The sequence below is a fragment of the Bacillus sp. ABP14 genome (assembly GCF_001831375.1).
Taxonomy (GTDB): domain Bacteria; phylum Bacillota; class Bacilli; order Bacillales; family Bacillaceae_G; genus Bacillus_A; species Bacillus_A paranthracis.
The window spans coordinates 4440005-4455118 of sequence record NZ_CP017016.1; the positions used below are offsets into that span (position 1 = coordinate 4440005).

20 protein-coding genes and 1 pseudogene are annotated in these 15114 nt (G+C 34.9%); 10 read left to right on the forward strand and 11 right to left on the reverse strand.

Features of this window, described 5'->3' with window-relative positions; all coding sequences use genetic code 11:
• Positions 1-285: 285 nt before the first annotated feature.
• Positions 286-1095, forward strand: a complete 810-nt coding sequence (locus BGI23_RS23175; protein WP_044793588.1) for an alpha/beta fold hydrolase — start codon at positions 286-288, stop codon at positions 1093-1095.
• Positions 1096-1301: 206 nt separating this feature from the next.
• Here the strand turns inward: BGI23_RS23175 and BGI23_RS23180 are convergent, their stop codons facing one another.
• The gene (locus BGI23_RS23180) at positions 1302-3371 is read right to left on the reverse strand and encodes an LTA synthase family protein (protein WP_070807022.1); all 2070 of its coding nucleotides are present in this window, start codon (positions 3369-3371) and stop codon (positions 1302-1304) included.
• 290 nt (positions 3372-3661) lie between these two features.
• Between BGI23_RS23180 and BGI23_RS23185 the strand changes: the two genes are divergently transcribed.
• Positions 3662-4915 (forward strand): glycosyltransferase family 39 protein, encoded by a 1254-nt coding sequence (locus BGI23_RS23185; RefSeq protein ID WP_044793590.1) that lies wholly within the window; start codon positions 3662-3664, stop codon positions 4913-4915.
• A gap of 82 nt (positions 4916-4997) precedes the next feature.
• Here the strand turns inward: BGI23_RS23185 and BGI23_RS28805 are convergent.
• From BGI23_RS28805 to BGI23_RS23195, 3 genes and pseudogenes are all read right to left on the reverse strand, one after another.
• A pseudogene (locus tag BGI23_RS28805) lies at positions 4998-5072 on the reverse strand (DUF2196 domain-containing protein); the annotation flags it as partial.
• Between the two features lie 106 nt (positions 5073-5178).
• Positions 5179-5409, reverse strand: coding sequence for a hypothetical protein (locus BGI23_RS23190; protein WP_000227435.1), 231 nt, complete (start codon positions 5407-5409; stop codon positions 5179-5181).
• Between the two features lie 11 nt (positions 5410-5420).
• Positions 5421-5717 (reverse strand): DUF3986 family protein, encoded by a 297-nt coding sequence (locus BGI23_RS23195; protein ID WP_000455572.1) that lies wholly within the window; start codon positions 5715-5717, stop codon positions 5421-5423.
• A 120-nt stretch (positions 5718-5837) separates the two neighbouring features.
• On the opposite strand from BGI23_RS23195, the gene BGI23_RS23200 reads away from it, so the two are divergent.
• The 3 genes from BGI23_RS23200 to BGI23_RS23210 are packed head-to-tail and all read left to right on the forward strand — an operon-like array spanning position 5838 to position 8420.
• Positions 5838-6845 (forward strand): ABC transporter substrate-binding protein, encoded by a 1008-nt coding sequence (locus BGI23_RS23200; protein WP_070807023.1) that lies wholly within the window; start codon positions 5838-5840, stop codon positions 6843-6845.
• 11 nt (positions 6846-6856) lie between these two features.
• A complete protein-coding gene (locus BGI23_RS23205) occupies positions 6857-7621 on the forward strand; it encodes an ABC transporter ATP-binding protein (protein WP_070807024.1) in 765 nt (254 codons plus the stop codon).
• Positions 7614-8420, forward strand: a complete 807-nt coding sequence (locus BGI23_RS23210) for an ABC transporter permease (protein ID WP_070807025.1) — start codon at positions 7614-7616, stop codon at positions 8418-8420. The genes BGI23_RS23205 and BGI23_RS23210 overlap by 8 nt, the downstream gene beginning before the upstream one ends.
• A gap of 34 nt (positions 8421-8454) precedes the next feature.
• On the opposite strand, the gene BGI23_RS23215 is transcribed toward BGI23_RS23210, so the two are convergent.
• Positions 8455-8682, reverse strand: a complete 228-nt coding sequence (locus BGI23_RS23215; protein ID WP_000849109.1) for a hypothetical protein — start codon at positions 8680-8682, stop codon at positions 8455-8457.
• Between the two features lie 214 nt (positions 8683-8896).
• Entirely contained in the window at positions 8897-10012 is a 1116-nt protein-coding gene (locus BGI23_RS23220; protein WP_044793594.1) for a hypothetical protein, read from the reverse strand.
• A gap of 93 nt (positions 10013-10105) precedes the next feature.
• Here BGI23_RS23220 and BGI23_RS23225 point away from each other — a divergent pair, with 93 nt between their 5' ends.
• Positions 10106-10780 carry an HAD family hydrolase gene (locus tag BGI23_RS23225; RefSeq protein WP_000617318.1) on the forward strand — a complete coding sequence of 225 codons (675 nt, stop codon included), beginning with the start codon at positions 10106-10108 and terminating at the stop codon, positions 10778-10780.
• A 38-nt stretch (positions 10781-10818) separates the two neighbouring features.
• Here BGI23_RS23225 and BGI23_RS23230 read toward each other — a convergent pair whose 3' ends face one another.
• The 3 genes from BGI23_RS23230 to BGI23_RS23240 form a co-directional block, all read right to left on the reverse strand.
• Positions 10819-11358 (reverse strand): DUF3267 domain-containing protein, encoded by a 540-nt coding sequence (locus BGI23_RS23230; RefSeq protein WP_070807026.1) that lies wholly within the window; start codon positions 11356-11358, stop codon positions 10819-10821.
• A 109-nt stretch (positions 11359-11467) separates the two neighbouring features.
• A complete protein-coding gene (gene mutTA / locus BGI23_RS23235; RefSeq protein WP_000276386.1) occupies positions 11468-11947 on the reverse strand; it encodes an antimutator 8-oxo-(dGTP/GTP)ase in 480 nt (159 codons plus the stop codon).
• An 84-nt stretch (positions 11948-12031) separates the two neighbouring features.
• Positions 12032-12349 (reverse strand): hypothetical protein, encoded by a 318-nt coding sequence (locus BGI23_RS23240; protein WP_000435819.1) that lies wholly within the window; start codon positions 12347-12349, stop codon positions 12032-12034.
• An 83-nt stretch (positions 12350-12432) separates the two neighbouring features.
• Here BGI23_RS23240 and ytzI point away from each other — a divergent pair, with 83 nt between their 5' ends.
• From ytzI to BGI23_RS23255, 3 genes are read left to right on the forward strand one after another with little or no spacing between them, the layout of a single operon-like run.
• Positions 12433-12582 (forward strand): YtzI protein, encoded by a 150-nt coding sequence (ytzI, locus tag BGI23_RS23245; protein ID WP_000472798.1) that lies wholly within the window; start codon positions 12433-12435, stop codon positions 12580-12582.
• 1 nt (position 12583) lies between these two features.
• Entirely contained in the window at positions 12584-12814 is a 231-nt protein-coding gene (locus BGI23_RS23250; RefSeq protein ID WP_000488457.1) for a DUF3953 domain-containing protein, read from the forward strand.
• Between the two features lie 14 nt (positions 12815-12828).
• Entirely contained in the window at positions 12829-13059 is a 231-nt protein-coding gene (locus BGI23_RS23255; RefSeq protein WP_000911963.1) for a YczI family protein, read from the forward strand.
• Between the two features lie 494 nt (positions 13060-13553).
• On the opposite strand, the gene luxS is transcribed toward BGI23_RS23255, so the two are convergent.
• Positions 13554-14027, reverse strand: coding sequence for an S-ribosylhomocysteine lyase LuxS (gene luxS / locus BGI23_RS23260; protein ID WP_001141369.1), 474 nt, complete (start codon positions 14025-14027; stop codon positions 13554-13556).
• A 128-nt stretch (positions 14028-14155) separates the two neighbouring features.
• On the opposite strand from luxS, the gene yidD reads away from it, so the two are divergent.
• Positions 14156-14392 carry a membrane protein insertion efficiency factor YidD gene (yidD, locus tag BGI23_RS23265; protein ID WP_000809333.1) on the forward strand — a complete coding sequence of 79 codons (237 nt, stop codon included), beginning with the start codon at positions 14156-14158 and terminating at the stop codon, positions 14390-14392.
• On the opposite strand, the gene BGI23_RS23270 is transcribed toward yidD, so the two are convergent.
• Positions 14389-14952 carry a beta-class carbonic anhydrase gene (locus BGI23_RS23270; protein WP_000838163.1) on the reverse strand — a complete coding sequence of 188 codons (564 nt, stop codon included), beginning with the start codon at positions 14950-14952 and terminating at the stop codon, positions 14389-14391. The genes yidD and BGI23_RS23270 overlap by 4 nt on opposite strands.
• Positions 14953-15114: the final 162 nt, after the last annotated feature.

Genomic DNA, 15114 nt, shown 5'->3' on the forward strand with positions numbered 1-15114 from the left:
CAAACAAAGATAAATCGAACATTTGAGGAAAATCATCCCAAAATCGTGATATTTTCAGACGATATGCAATCATAAAAATTATAAACAATAATACGTATATTATGTGGGAGAGATTTTATATAAGCGGCAAAAAATGAAGGAAAACTTCCCCCCCTCACCAATCGGGCGTTTACGGAGAATGGATGAGGGATAAGTAACTACAATCACACGTAAGAATGAAGGAAAGCTTAGTGTCTTAATAGAACGAAATTCTACGCTCCTGGCGTATGAATAGGAGGCTCATTCATGTTTGTTACCGTCGAGAAAGATGTGCACATTTTTGTGCAAGATGTTAACCCCGGTCCCGGTAGTAAAACCGTGTTCTTCGTCCATGGCTGGCCTTTAAATCATCAAATGTACCAATATCAGCTCAACGTGTTACCACAGCACGGTTTCCGCTGCATCGCTATGGATATACGCGGAAATGGACAATCTGATAAACCATGGACTGGTTACACATACGATCGTTTAGCAGACGATATCGCCATCGTTTTAGAAGCACTTCAAGTCGAAAATGCTACATTAGTCGGTTTCTCAGTAGGCGGTGCCCTTTCTATTCGGTACATGTCTCGCTATAATGGTCAGCGTATTTCTAAACTTGTATTAGTCGATGCCGTTTCCCCCTCTTTCGTTAAAAATCAAGAATCTCCCTATGGTGTCCCAAAAGAACAAGCAGATACTCTCATTAATCAAATGTATGCCAATCTCCCTAAATTTTTAAATGATGTATCTTTATCATTTTTTAATAGAAACTTAGGATCCGCTACGTTAGAATGGTTTTCTTATCTCGGTATGCAGTCTGCTTCCTATGCCCTCATCAAAATATTGCAAGCAGCTGCAAATGAAGATGTAACGAAAGATTTAAGTAAAATTAACGTGCCAACAAAAATATTCCACGGTATTCACGATCAACTTATCCCATACAAAAGCGCTGAACTTACGCAAAAGCGGATTAAAAATTCTCAGTTACATCCTCTCACCAATAGTGGTCACGGCTCCCCAATCGATCAAGCGGATGAATTAAACGAAGAACTTATAAAGTTTTTGCATTCATAAAAACCTATGCCAAATCGTATCGATAGGAACGTAGTTTTCAAAAACGTTAAAATTCACACACTTCTCACAAATCAACTGATAAAACGATTACATTTTCATTTATACTAAATGTACAGGTAATACTCCCTAAACCCAGCTTGTCTGGTTACCCCGTTAAATACTATAAAAAAGAACTTGTATCGTTATACAAGTTCTTTTTGTTTCTTTTACTTAAAGAGGATATCTTTGCTATATTGATTTCCGACGAGTAAATCATATTGGAGCATTTTATATTGCTCTAACATTTCTTTTTGTTCCTTTGTTAAATCATTGATTACTTCTCCATTTTTATCAATTTTTAATTCATCTCTAAGCACCGGTATTTCCTTGTAAAATGCCGATAAAAATTGATAAAATAAAGATTTATTTAATCCTGCATAATCAAAAATAAGATTAGAAAAATAAATTGGACTTACTACACCTAAATTATCATTTGGCATATCAAAGTTTGCGTACATTAATAGCGGCGTTTGGGCCATCGCTAAACGTTCGCTCGGTGTTTTTTCATTCGTTATATACCCATTCTCTTTATAAAAAGATTTATTTGTTCCTAATGATGGAAGATGATCTCCAAAGAATACTAATAATGTAGGTCTATCTAAATTATCTAGTTGCTCTATTAAATATTGAAGGGCCTCATCTGAACGTCTTAAACCTTCTGTATACGTTTCTAATTCTCCCTTTGATTCTTCATTTTCTAGACCGCTAATTTCTATTAGGTTTTTACCAAATCGGCCTTCTGTAAATGGAAAATGATTTTGCATCGTAACTGCATGAATAAATGTAGGTTGTTTTTGCTTCTCTAACTCGGCAATTATCTCTTTACTCATCGCTAAATCACTAATATAATCTCCATCAATATCTACATTTTCCATCGTATCAGCTGCATTAAACTTATCAAATCCTAACACCTTATATACATCATCACGTTTAAAGAATGTGCGACCAAATGAATGAATTGCACTTGTGTAATACCCTTCTTTTTTCAACGCCGTAGGGATTGATGGAATTTCTTTCTTATTTGTAATAACCTGCTGATATGGTATAGAACCTGGCTTTAACAAACTCATTGAATAACTCGTTAATGCCTCAAATTCAACGTTCGCCGTATTTCCCCCAAATGTAGGAGAAATAGTTTGTCCACCAGGAAAGTTTTCTATATAATGATGTAAATTTGGTACAGGATCTTCACTAAAAGAAAGGTTAGTTGCTTTCGTCGGATCCCAAAACGATTCACTCATTACAAAAATAATATTCGGTTTCTCTTTTTTCTTTTGGCTCCCTATATTTCCACTATATTGTTTTTTTATATCGTTTGCTATTTGAAGCATATTTTCTTTAGAATAATTTTTTGGTTTTTCCATAACTGTTGTATCTAAATTGCTAATAAACCCAAGTACAAAACCATTTGAAGCATAGTTCTCATTTTGATCCCACAAAACAAAATCTACACCTGATTTTTGAAATACTTTATTCATAAATGTGTTCGCAAAATTACCGTACGCATATAGAACAAAAATAGACCCTACTACTAATAAGGCTCTTATTCCTAGATGAGTCTTTACATTTTGAATATACCTTCTCATATATATCCCTGCTACAATACAAGCCACGATACTTAAGATAATGACAAAAATATAACTCCAGCTAAAATAGTCCATCACCATCGGTATAACAGATTGCATATGCATAATTTGTGTGAAATCAGAAGGATACAGCGGATCACCTCTAAAAATAAGCTTTAAATAATTCACAATACCTAAAATGACTAACGTACAGCTCGTTAAAATCATACTTAGAAAAACCTTGCCTATTAAATTATAAACAAGAATGTATATTGCATAAATTGCTACAAAACTTAATATAAACTGCATGTTATACAAGTAAATCCAATTCATTGCCTCTATAAAACTCATATTAACTTGCATGACAATATAAAATAACGCTACTGTATGAGCTAGTAAAAATAATACAAAATGCACTCGTAGGGATGCCCTAAGTGTAGACATCTCTTTTTTATTAAAATGTGAAATATAAAATGTTATGCCCCATATGAAAATCATCATAACAATTAAAACAAGATTTTGATTTAAATGAGCTTTCATTATGTCTAAATTAAAAACCTTTAAAAGCATAAACAGCATAGTTATTACTAATAAAGTCACCATACTACTTATAATGCTAGAAATTAATATATTTCTTTTTGGAAGATCAAAAAGTGTAGAACCATACTTCAATTCATTCCCTCGTTTCTATGTCTTAATTTCCCCCGCATCGAAAGAACTATTTCTATTAAAATAACATATATGACATATTTCGTCTGCATACTTGCTTCTATCATAAATGTATTGTCTTAATATTCCCTTAATAAACATTTAAATTATGGCATACAAATTACTCATTCTTGAAAAACTTAATTTCAGCATTCCACTTTATGATATAATAACTATGTTTTGGAAATCCTTAATACTATTAAAGATTTCACATGAAAATACGAAAGAATTAATAAAAAAGGAGTTGCTCATTTTTGCTTACTAAGTTTAAGAGTTTGCCTAAAGCGGTATATGCAATTTTGGCGCTTTCTTTCCTGTTGCACGTTTTTTGTTTAGTAAAACAGCCAGGATTAGATGGAGAGTTAGTCAAAGTAACATATGGTGCAAATGATGCCTTTAACTATTCGTTAACAGCTGAACAACTATTAAAACATGGTGTATTTGGTTATGTGTATTTAGAACCTAGTGAAGTTCCAGGGAAAAATGCATATATCACACCAGGTCAGCCATTACTATTAGCTGGCGCTATGATTATTTCTGATATTACATCAATTCCTTACTATTACGTAGCAACTGTTATTAACATGATTATGAACCTATGCACAGTGCTATTAGTATTCTTAATAGGAAAAGAATTGTTCGAAAAAAACATTTATGGAATTGTTGCAAGTATTTTATATGCTATTTATCCAAGTAACTATACATACTTCCGTACATTGCTAACAGAAGTTCCATCCATATTCTTATTAGCGTTATGTGTATATGTATTTGTTCTCGCATGGAAATACAATAAAGTGAAATTCCATATATGGTTTGGAATTGTCGTTTCAATTTTACTTATGTTCCGTCCAAATCCAGCTCCAATGATGCTCATTCCTGTTCTTGTTGTATTATTTACATATGGATTTAAAGACTCCATTCGAATCGGATTGTTATGGTTTATCGGACCTTTCTTTATTATTGGTGCATGGGTTGTTCGTAACTATTTAGCACTCAACCAATTTATTTTATTCTCAACCCAAGGTGCTGATCCACTAATTGCGGGTGCTGATCCATTTAATAAAATTGGATATGAAAATATAGTAAATGAAATGAGAGCCAAAGGCTTAGATGACAAAGGGGCATACGCAAAAGAATTAATCAAGAACGGCTTTAAGACGGACTTCACTTATTGGTTCTCTTGGTTCACTGTCGGTAAAACAATTGAATTATTCAAAACAGCTCCTGCTGTAGACCAATACCGTATTCACAACTTTATGCAACTATGTCATAGAGTGTTTATCATCGGTACATTCTTAAGCAGCTTCTGCTTCATGCTAAATTCATTTAAACATAAACGCGTTATGATGCTAGTAGCAAGTTCTATTATTTACATTATCTTCTCAAACTTATTCTTAGCAATTAACCGCTATGGATTTTTCATTAATCCCCTTATGTGCTTAATTCTTGCATACGGATTAATTCACATTGCGCAGAAGCTTCCATTCTTCCGCACGAACCAAGCATAATAAGAAAGAGGTCGTCCCACGGTGGACGACCTCTTTCTTATTACCCCACACTTTGCAAACAGCCAATTTATCCATTCTGTAATCACACTTTAATTCCGTATGTATGTGTTTCTATATTTGTCAAAATATCTTTCACAATACTACTCACTATTTTACTTATAAATGCAAGTTTTTTACAACTATTACTATAACGAAAAAATCCTGCCACAAGACAGGTTCTTTTCGTTATTTTATGATAAAAGAAAAAATCATTAGCATGTGTATTATATAAAAGGAAACAGCCATATTTTCCATACGATACATACGAGTACAATAACTACAAAATCAAAAAAATCTAATCTCGGACCCTTTTTCATATTCATCTCTAGCCACATATGAAGCCATTTTATTTTTGTGTATTTTTGGATGTTTTTCTTTGCAAATCGGTAAACGAGTACTTGCATAATAAAAAATCCGACTACGAAAATAAACAAGAAAATGAGAAAATCGACCACAAAATTCCTCCTTATTTTTGCAGCGATTTTTCTACGATATGATTTTTCAAAACCCACTCTTCAAATTGAGCACTTCCAAATTCCCAACTAAGATCACGAGCATGTACAGAAAAAACGTAATAACCAGCATATTCGTCCATAAATTTCCCCGTCTCAATCCCATCTTTCTGAAGACCATATGCTCCAAAATTAAAATATACATCCCACACGTCTTCATTCTTCCGTTTATAAGCAATCGATTCCATATCACATTCTGTTCCGAAATAGTCAAGATGTAAATGTACGCTATCATCATATTCGTACTCCATTTTATCACCCCTTATATTTGTACTTCTTTATCCCCAAAAAAATTCCTGCTATCTACACTCACATGTGGGCACTTACCTACATATCATGCTTGTAGAGTGACTTCTAGGAGGTGTTATATAGTGAAAAAATTAATAGCTGTTTTTTGTATCATGTTACTAGCTGTCTTCACACTTGTTGCTTGCAGTAGTAAAAAAGAAGATACGAAAGAACAAACTCAAAATGTTCGAGTCGGCGAAGTTACCCACTCTCTCTTCTATGCCCCGTTATATGTCGGGATTGAAAAAGGATTTTTTAAAGAGGAAGGATTACATGTTGACCTCCAAACAACAGCTGGAGGAGATAAAACGATGACTGCCTTATTATCTGGCGGGATTGATATTGCTCTCGTCGGTTCTGAAACGTCCATTTACGTTCATCAACAAGGCGCAAAAGACCCCGTCATTAACTTCGCACAACTTACACAAACAGATGGAACATTTTTAGTTTCGCGTAAAAAATTAGACTCTTTTAATTGGAATGACGTAAAAGGTGTTACGTTTTTAGGACAGCGTAAAGGCGGTATGCCGCAAATGGTTGGGGAATACGTTTTAAAGAAAAATGGCATTGACCCTCACAAAGATACAAACTTAATTCAAAACATCGAATTTGCTAATATTGCAAATGCCTACGCATCTGGTACGGGAGAATTTGTACAGCTTTTTGAACCGACTGCAAGTATATTCGAAAAAGAAGGAAAAGGATATATCGTCGCTTCGTTCGGAAATGAATCTGGTACTGTTCCGTATACATCGTTCATGGCAAAAGAAAGTTTCTTAAAGAAAGATAAAGCTGCTGCTGAAAAATTCACACGGGCGCTGTATAAAGCACAACAATGGGTTGATACTCATAGCCCAGAAGAAATTGCTGATGCCGTTTCTCCATTATTTAAAGACACTTCAAAAGACATTACAGTAAAAGTAATTGAACGGTATAAAAAGCAACATTCTTATGCGACAAATCCGCTATTAGATGCTGAAGAATGGAAACAGCTCCAAACGATTATGAAAGACGCTGGCGAATTACAAAAAGAAGTTCCATATGAAGCGCTCGTCAATACGAAAATTGCCGAAAGCGTTATTAAGAAATAGAGGCGAAGTGTATGAGTTTTTTACAAATACGTAACGTTTCTCACTGCTTTTTCGCAAAAGAGAATGCCAAATTGATTCTCGAAGATATGAGCTTACAAGTGGAAGAAGGCGAATTCATTTCGATACTCGGCCCAAGTGGTTGCGGCAAAACGACACTCCTCTCCATTATTGCTGGACTACTTGATCCAATTGAAGGTATCGTCTTTTTAGATGGTGAGCCCGTTACAACGAAAACTTCATCTATGGGGTATATGTTGCAGCAAGACTACTTGTTCCCTTGGAAGACAATTGAAGAAAATATTATGCTTGGACTTCATATCCGAAACATTTACGATGAACAGACGAAAGAACATACTTTACAGCTTTTAAAGCAAGTCGGTCTACATGATGTAGAGCAGCAATATCCTCGTGAACTATCCGGTGGTATGCGTCAACGTGCCGCCCTCGTTCGAACGTTAGCGACCAATCCGAAAATTTTATTGCTAGATGAACCTTTTTCGGCGCTCGATTATCAAACGAAATTGAAACTAGAAGATCTCGTTTTCAGCTTACTACACAAATATAAGAAAACTTCACTACTCGTGACACATGATATTGAAGAAGCCATTGCGATGAGTGATCGTATTTATTTACTACAAGCGAATCCTGGAAAAATTGCAAAAACATTTATCGTCCCAGAAAGCATCCGTTCCTTATCACCGTTACAATCACGCCACCACCATGACTTCCCATCCCTCTTCCAAAATATATGGAAGGAGCTGGAGCGACTTGGATAATATAAAGCAACTACATGAACAGTTTCGGAAGAAAGAACGCAAGCGCGCATGGTTAGCACGGTCTTTACAGCTTTTACTGCTCATTCTTTTCTTTGCACTATGGGAGATAGCTAGCAAAAAGGAATGGATTGACCCTTTACTCTTTAGCTCTCCTTCAAGCATTTGGAACCTCTTCCTTAGTAAATGGCTTGACGGCTCGCTTTTGGTCCACATATGGACGACATTACTTGAAACGGGAGTAGGCTTCATTCTTGGAACAGTACTCGGAGCCATTATCGCTACTTTCCTTTGGTGGATACCACTTCTCGCCCGCGTACTCGATCCATATCTCGTCGTCCTAAACGCCATGCCAAAAGTAGCACTTGGTCCGATTATCATTGTAATCTTCGGCCCAAATATTTCTTCGTCAATTGCAATGGGAGTAATCATTTCTATCATCATTACCATTCTCGTTATTTACAGCGCATTTCAAGAAGTCGATTCTAACTATATAAAAGTGATGGACACATTTGGCGCAAATAAATGGCAATGTTATAAACAAGTCGTTCTCCCTGCATCTTTCCCAGCCATTATTTCAACGTTAAAAGTGAACGTTGGATTATCGTGGGTCGGTGTTATATTCGGCGAACTTCTCGTCTCTAAACAAGGCCTTGGCTACTTAATTAACTACGGATTCCAAGTATTTAATTTCACACTTGTCTTACTAAGCGTACTACTCACATGCGTCCTCGCAACACTTATGTATGTGTTTGTTGAGGCATTTGAAAAACTTCTAATTGGGAAACGAAAAAGAAGCTGACTTAGAGCGATAGACTATAGTCAGCTTCTTTCTTTTACTTTTTATCACACATCTTTGTTTCATTTTTAACATTTCCATCCGCAACCGTAACTGTATGGAAACAATCTTTCACACGTACTGTAACGACATTATCTTTTCGATCTATTACATGATAATCATTAAACTTTTTATCCAATGCACTACGAATTTGCTCCCCTTCAAAAATCGGAAAACCGTGAGACATTACCCAAATGAGACCAGCGACAGCAAGAATCGTTTTCATACGTTTCATTACCTCCTCGAGAGTAAACTTATAGTCCCTATAACACGCGCATTATAATTGTGTCTAAATTGTGACATTTTTATACTAATTCTATTTTATAATGGTAGTTCCTTCTTCTTTTTAACAAAAATACAGAATTTTCAATTTTATAAACATAAAAAACGTAAAGAACTACAATTCTTTACGTTTTCTTAGCTAACATATATAACCCGCATTAGTTCCCACTTCGTTGTTCTATCGTTTTCGAAACATCATATAATCCTGCCAACACTTCCGCTCTCATTTTTACAAGCTCAGGGAATTGATAGAAAAAGGCGATTTTTTTATATTTTAACTCTGTTCCTTCTTTCACCTTTTTTGAGTCTTGTAAAATAAACGCTGTAAACGTATCTGCAATATCTTCCGCTACATTTGTCGTTCCATACTGTGATACAAACTCATCATGTTTTTCTTTAAAAAATTCAATTTGCGTTTCTTCACTTTCTTCTACTTTCTTTTCTGTCCACTCCTGCTCAATAGGCTTCCAGAAAGAATTATAAAATTGATTAATATAAGAGTTTTCCTTCGCACATCCCTCTTGTAAGAAAAGATTTCCACATTTATTTCGGTACGTTGAAATATCTTTATCCTCTTCAAAATCCTTTACATAGTTTTCATCTACTGGTATTTGCTTATGCCCGAGCGTCAACACGTGAGCCGTCTCATGAATTAATGTTTTCATCACTTCATCAATATTTACCGCGGAATCAAGCGTATCTAAGCTAAGAGTCCATTCTTTCGGATTCTCTATACTAGGCATAACGTGAGCAACAACACCGTCATAACCATCCGTTATTAGATCAAATTCTGTTATATTCCCGCGATATTTAGCTGGAATAAGCGTGCGATACATATCCCATAAATCTTCATGATACCCTCTATCTTGACGTTGTTGTAACACCTCTTCTTTCGCTTCTTTATCATCAGCAAATACTTTATTTAAACGTTTCCGTTCTATTTTTTCAAAATAAGGATCTACAATTTCATCACCATCAATATAATAAGAAGCTAAAAAGAAATAATTTTCATCACCATCTTCTTTTTTCTGCTCTGCCTCTTTCATATCCGCACTTTCATGCTCTTCTATTTCATAATCTTCTACTGCTTCAAGCTCAGATAATCCATCTATTTTTTCATATACTTTTTGAAGTTTCTTATCTCCTATTTCCACACATTCTTCGTCTGTTTTACACACTTCTTTTTCTTTCACACTCTTCATAGAACTTTCGCATCCTGCTAGTAAGCCGATTGCAACGATAACCCCTACTAACTTGCCATACAGTCTCTTCATACATTCCTCCATCAATACATTCTACAAAAATATCATAATCATTTTTTAACGAATATGCGATAATAAATTATAAAAATTGTAAGGAGGTTTCCTATGATTCGGGCAGTCCTATTCGACTTAGATGGAACACTATTAGATCGTCGTCAATCTTTAGAACAATTTATTCATGATCAATATAATCGCTTTACCTCTCATTTAATAAACATAGAAAAATCCGAGTATTGTTCTCGATTTCTCGAACTAGATAATAATGGCTATACGTGGAAGGATAAAGTATATGCTACTCTCCTTTCCGAATACAACATTACTACTTTAACGCAAGAGCAACTGCTGCACGACTACATTACAAATTTTCAACATCATTGTATCCCTTTCCAAAACATGCATGAATTACTTCGACGTTTAACACAACAAAATATTAAAATTGGTATTATTACAAACGGCTTTACTGACTTTCAGATAAATAATCTTCGCGCACTAAACATACATACGTATACAAATACAATTCTCGTTTCAGAAGCGGAAGGAATTAAAAAACCGCATCCTGAAATTTTCGAAAGAGCTTTAAAAAAGCTAGATGTGAAGGCGGAAGAATGTCTTTACGTTGGGGATCATCCTGAAAATGATGTACTGGGTTCTGAACAAGTAGGGATTCTTGGTGTTTGGAAAAGAGATTCATTTTGGGGTGATTTTGAGCATTCGCGTGTGGTGGATGATTTGTTGGAGGTGCTTTCGTTTTTAGAGATAGAGACAAAAACAAGACAATAGTAAAAGGAGGCTTCGTTTCCCCGACGCCTCCTCTTCCCTTATGATTCATATACTGTAAACTGCGGTTTACTCGGATGATCTTTAACTAGCGCATCATCTGGAAACTTTGAAACTTTTTGATATAAGGCAATGTCACCCATGCAACCTGCTGTTAGTAGAATTCCTAAAAATGAGATTAATGGCATATTCGTAGCTAACCCAATTACAATTGGCAAAATTCCAGTCGGTAAAAACGGAAGCATTAACACCTTCTTCATTTGCTTTACTGTAATCGCCTGTTTAGAATGAGCATATGCAACACCCAATTTCCAATTGACACCCCATTTTAACTCAATCCACGGAACGCCTCCGATATAACGAAATCCTATTAAATGTATCGCTTCATGAATACAAACAAGAACAATCATTCCAATAATTAAAAGAAACATAACAGGCAATGTAAAGTCAAATTGAACCCCGCCTGAAAGAAATGCATGCAAAAAACTAATTCCAAATGCCAAAACAAATATTATAAGAAATGCATAGACATTTAATTTAACCATCGAAATAGTAACAATCGTTTCTTTTCTTTTATCCATCTTCCCCCTCCTAAAATGTAAATATATCTTTACAAAAATTGTATAATATACCCAAAATAATGTAAAGATATATTTACATTTTTACACACAAAAAAAGAAACCGGCCACTTTACTTCGTAAAACAGCCGATTTCTTCTATATGTTTCATCGTACGCGCCAATACATCGTCGCGCATTATAAAGCTAAATTTTCTATCCGTTTTAATGTTGTCAGGAATGTCTGTTAATAAAACAGATCCTTTCGTTTCTTCGTAATGCGTATGTTCTTCTACCGCACTAATTGTTGCAAAATAAATGTTTTTAATGATTATTTTGTCTTTTCCAGATACTTTATATTGTCCTAAGTAAGTTAAATCAGAAACTATGCCACCGGTTTCTTCATGAACCTCTCGAACTGCCGCTTCTTCCGGTGTTTCCCCGAGTTCTACTTTACCACCTGGAAATTCAAGACCGCGACGTAAATGATGCGTTAATAACCATTGATCCCCGTACCGGCATACAACCCAAACATGCTTTGGCTCAGGAGAAAATGGATAACGTTCAAACGATAATTGTACAGTGTTGTGGTAATAATCTTTAAATTTGTACATGCCATTACTCCCCTATTGATGGTTACAAGTTTTTCCTACCACAAATTGTAGCATATTCTCGCTTTTCTGCATAATATTATCCAATTATAATCCATTGATTATTCCCATTTGTGCGACTAATTCTTTCGTCTCATGATTTCCTAAATCGTAAATCATTTTATATGCTTTTTGTAGTTGTTCATCATATCGGTCATTATTTGAATCATGATGATACTCAACAAATGGAACGTGGGAGCGTACAAATGAACCTAAATCCTCTACATACGCTTGATCAAAGTACTCTCTTAACTCCGTAATTTCCTCTTCATTTGCGGAAATCTCAAAATTATACGTATCCGCTGTCTTCACTTGTGAAATTTGACCGTTTGCTATTGATATATAATATGTTTTTTTCTGCTCCATGTAACACCCTTCTTTCATCCTTTTTATTTCTATTGTTTTCATCAATTACAAAATTATGTAAAATAAAGAAAAGGAGGGGTTCCATGTTTAAAATATTAATTATCGGTATTATAATCGTCCTAGTCATATTAGTACTCTCCGTCATGACGATTAATAAAGGCTACGCTTATAAACATTCCGTCGATAAACTAGAAGATAATCCTTATACAAAAAATAATAAGGAGAATTCATAATATGTTTCGTATACTTCGCATCGGAATCGCGCTCACTGTAATTATTATGTCAGCAATCGGACTCTATACGGGGCAAAATACCTTTCTCCCCCTTTCACAATTTCTATTAGGAGCTTTAATGTTTCTCATTGCTATTGAACAAATAAAGAAAAAGGATTCCGGAACAGGAGTTATTTGTATTGTTGCTGGAGCTTTCATTTGGATTGTTTTCATCAGTAGCTATATAAAATAACAGGGGGAATATATATGCTAAAAGGATTACAGATTACTTTTGCACTCATTGCATTGTGCATAACAATATATGGATATTTTACTGATAATAGAGAAATGATGCCTTACATGTTCATTTTCTTAGGATTAATGGCTTTCACTATAGGACTAGGAGAAATAAAACAAGACAGAAAATCTAGTGGTATATTTGCTTTCATAGCTGGAGCTGGTGCTTTATTTCTTAGCTTCTCAGAAATATTCCGATAAATAATCTATTTAAGGGGGAATTACATGCTAATTGGTTTACGGATTGTTTTAGGACTTTCCACGCTTCTCATACTCTTTCTTTGCACTTATATCCAGATTACCGATCATTTCTCACTTCTCCCATACGTACAATTTATTCTCAGTTGTTTCTTTATTCTTGTCGGAATTAACGAATTTATATCCGGACGAAAATCCATGAGCATTCCGTTTTTTTTCGTTTCTATTCTTATGCTCTTCGTTCTCATATCAAACTACCTTCGCTACGTATAGAATGAAATCTTGAGCAATTTCGCATTTACAAGCACGCAATAAAATAGGGATGATTTTTTGTCAACTTTTTTTGGTAAGTCGATATCCAGTGTCGAAACGTCGATATATTAAAAAAATCGTTGATATATTTCAAGTTACGGTCGATATATTCGAAAAATCGTTGATATCATTTCATTTATCATCGTACTACAAAAAAACTGCCCTTTCACAGGCAGTTTTTCTTTCTATCCAAATACTTTCTCAAGTTCATCTTTATCTTGGCTTAACCAGAAGTTCATTAAGCGTTTTGCTCCTTCTAAATCGTGAAGCTTCGCTTGACCACATTGCGTTTCATTTGCAGCTGGAATTTCTGTAATTTGAACCGCATCTTTTAATGTTAATTCTAATAAATCAATAATTTCTCGAACTGTCGGTGTTCCGCTTACTACAAGGTAGTATCCTGTTTGGCAGCCCATTGGTGAAATATCGATAATATCGAAATGCGGATAACGATCAATATATTTACGTAAATTAAATGCTAATAAATGTTCTAACGTATGAATAACATCTGGTTTCATCGCTTGTTTATTCGGTTGGCAAAAACGAATATCAAATTTATTTACAATACCGTCACTACCTACATTGTGAACTCCGCAATGTCTTACATAAGGTGCCTTTACAATCGTATGATCTAATTCAAAGCTTTCTACTGATGGCATACAACATCTCTCCCGCTTTTAATTTAATTCCGTTATATCCAATATGATATAACGGAAATGCACATTAGTAAAGTATTATGTACAGTCGTGCTATAATACTTTAAGAATATGCTGAAAAGGAGATCGTTATGAAACAGATTTTTATTGGGATTATACGCTTTTATCAAAAGTTCATTTCTCCGATGACACCACCCACTTGCCGCTTTTATCCAACTTGTTCTCATTACGGATTAGAGGCGTTTCAAAAGCATGGTGCACTCAAAGGCTTTTGGCTTACTTGTAAGCGTATATTAAAATGTCACCCTTTCCACCCAGGAGGATTTGATCCTGTCCCAGATAAAAAGGATGACAAAGTACATTCTTAATTGTCGTAACCATTCACAACTAAATCTAATTTTCCTGTATCAGGATCGATAACAAGACCGTGAACAGGTACTTCTTCCGGAAGTAATGGGTGGTTGCGAAGTACTGATACGCTATGTTCTACACTTTCTTCCACACTAGAGAAGCCGCGCAAGAATTGTTCTAAATCGATTCCAGAATAACGAAGCATATCTAATTTCTCTTCTGTTACACCGCGTTCTTTCATTTTCTCAATCGTACTGCTTGCTTGAATTTTTGCCATACCACAATCGTGGTGACCAACTACACATACTTCATCAGCGCCAAGTTCATATACAGCGACTAAAATACTACGCATAATACTTCCAAATGGATGTGAAATAACAGCACCTGCTACTTTAATAATTTTCACATCGCCGTTACGCATATTCATCGCTTTCGGCAATAGTTCAACAAGTCTTGTATCCATACAAGAAATAATTACCATCTTTTTGTTTGGAAATTTCCCCGCTACAAACTCTTCATACTTTTTCTCTTCCACAAATTTCTCATTGTATTGCAAAATCTCTTCTAATGACTTCATAGTAAGGAACCCTCTTTTCTCTCATTTACACTACATAAATAGTGTACCAAAATATGAAAAACTCAAAAAGGATATCGCTTTATAGTAAAAATAAGATATTTTCAGATAATCGACATAATTCTTTCAAAATATACACACAGCTTTGTAACAAGTCTCACATAC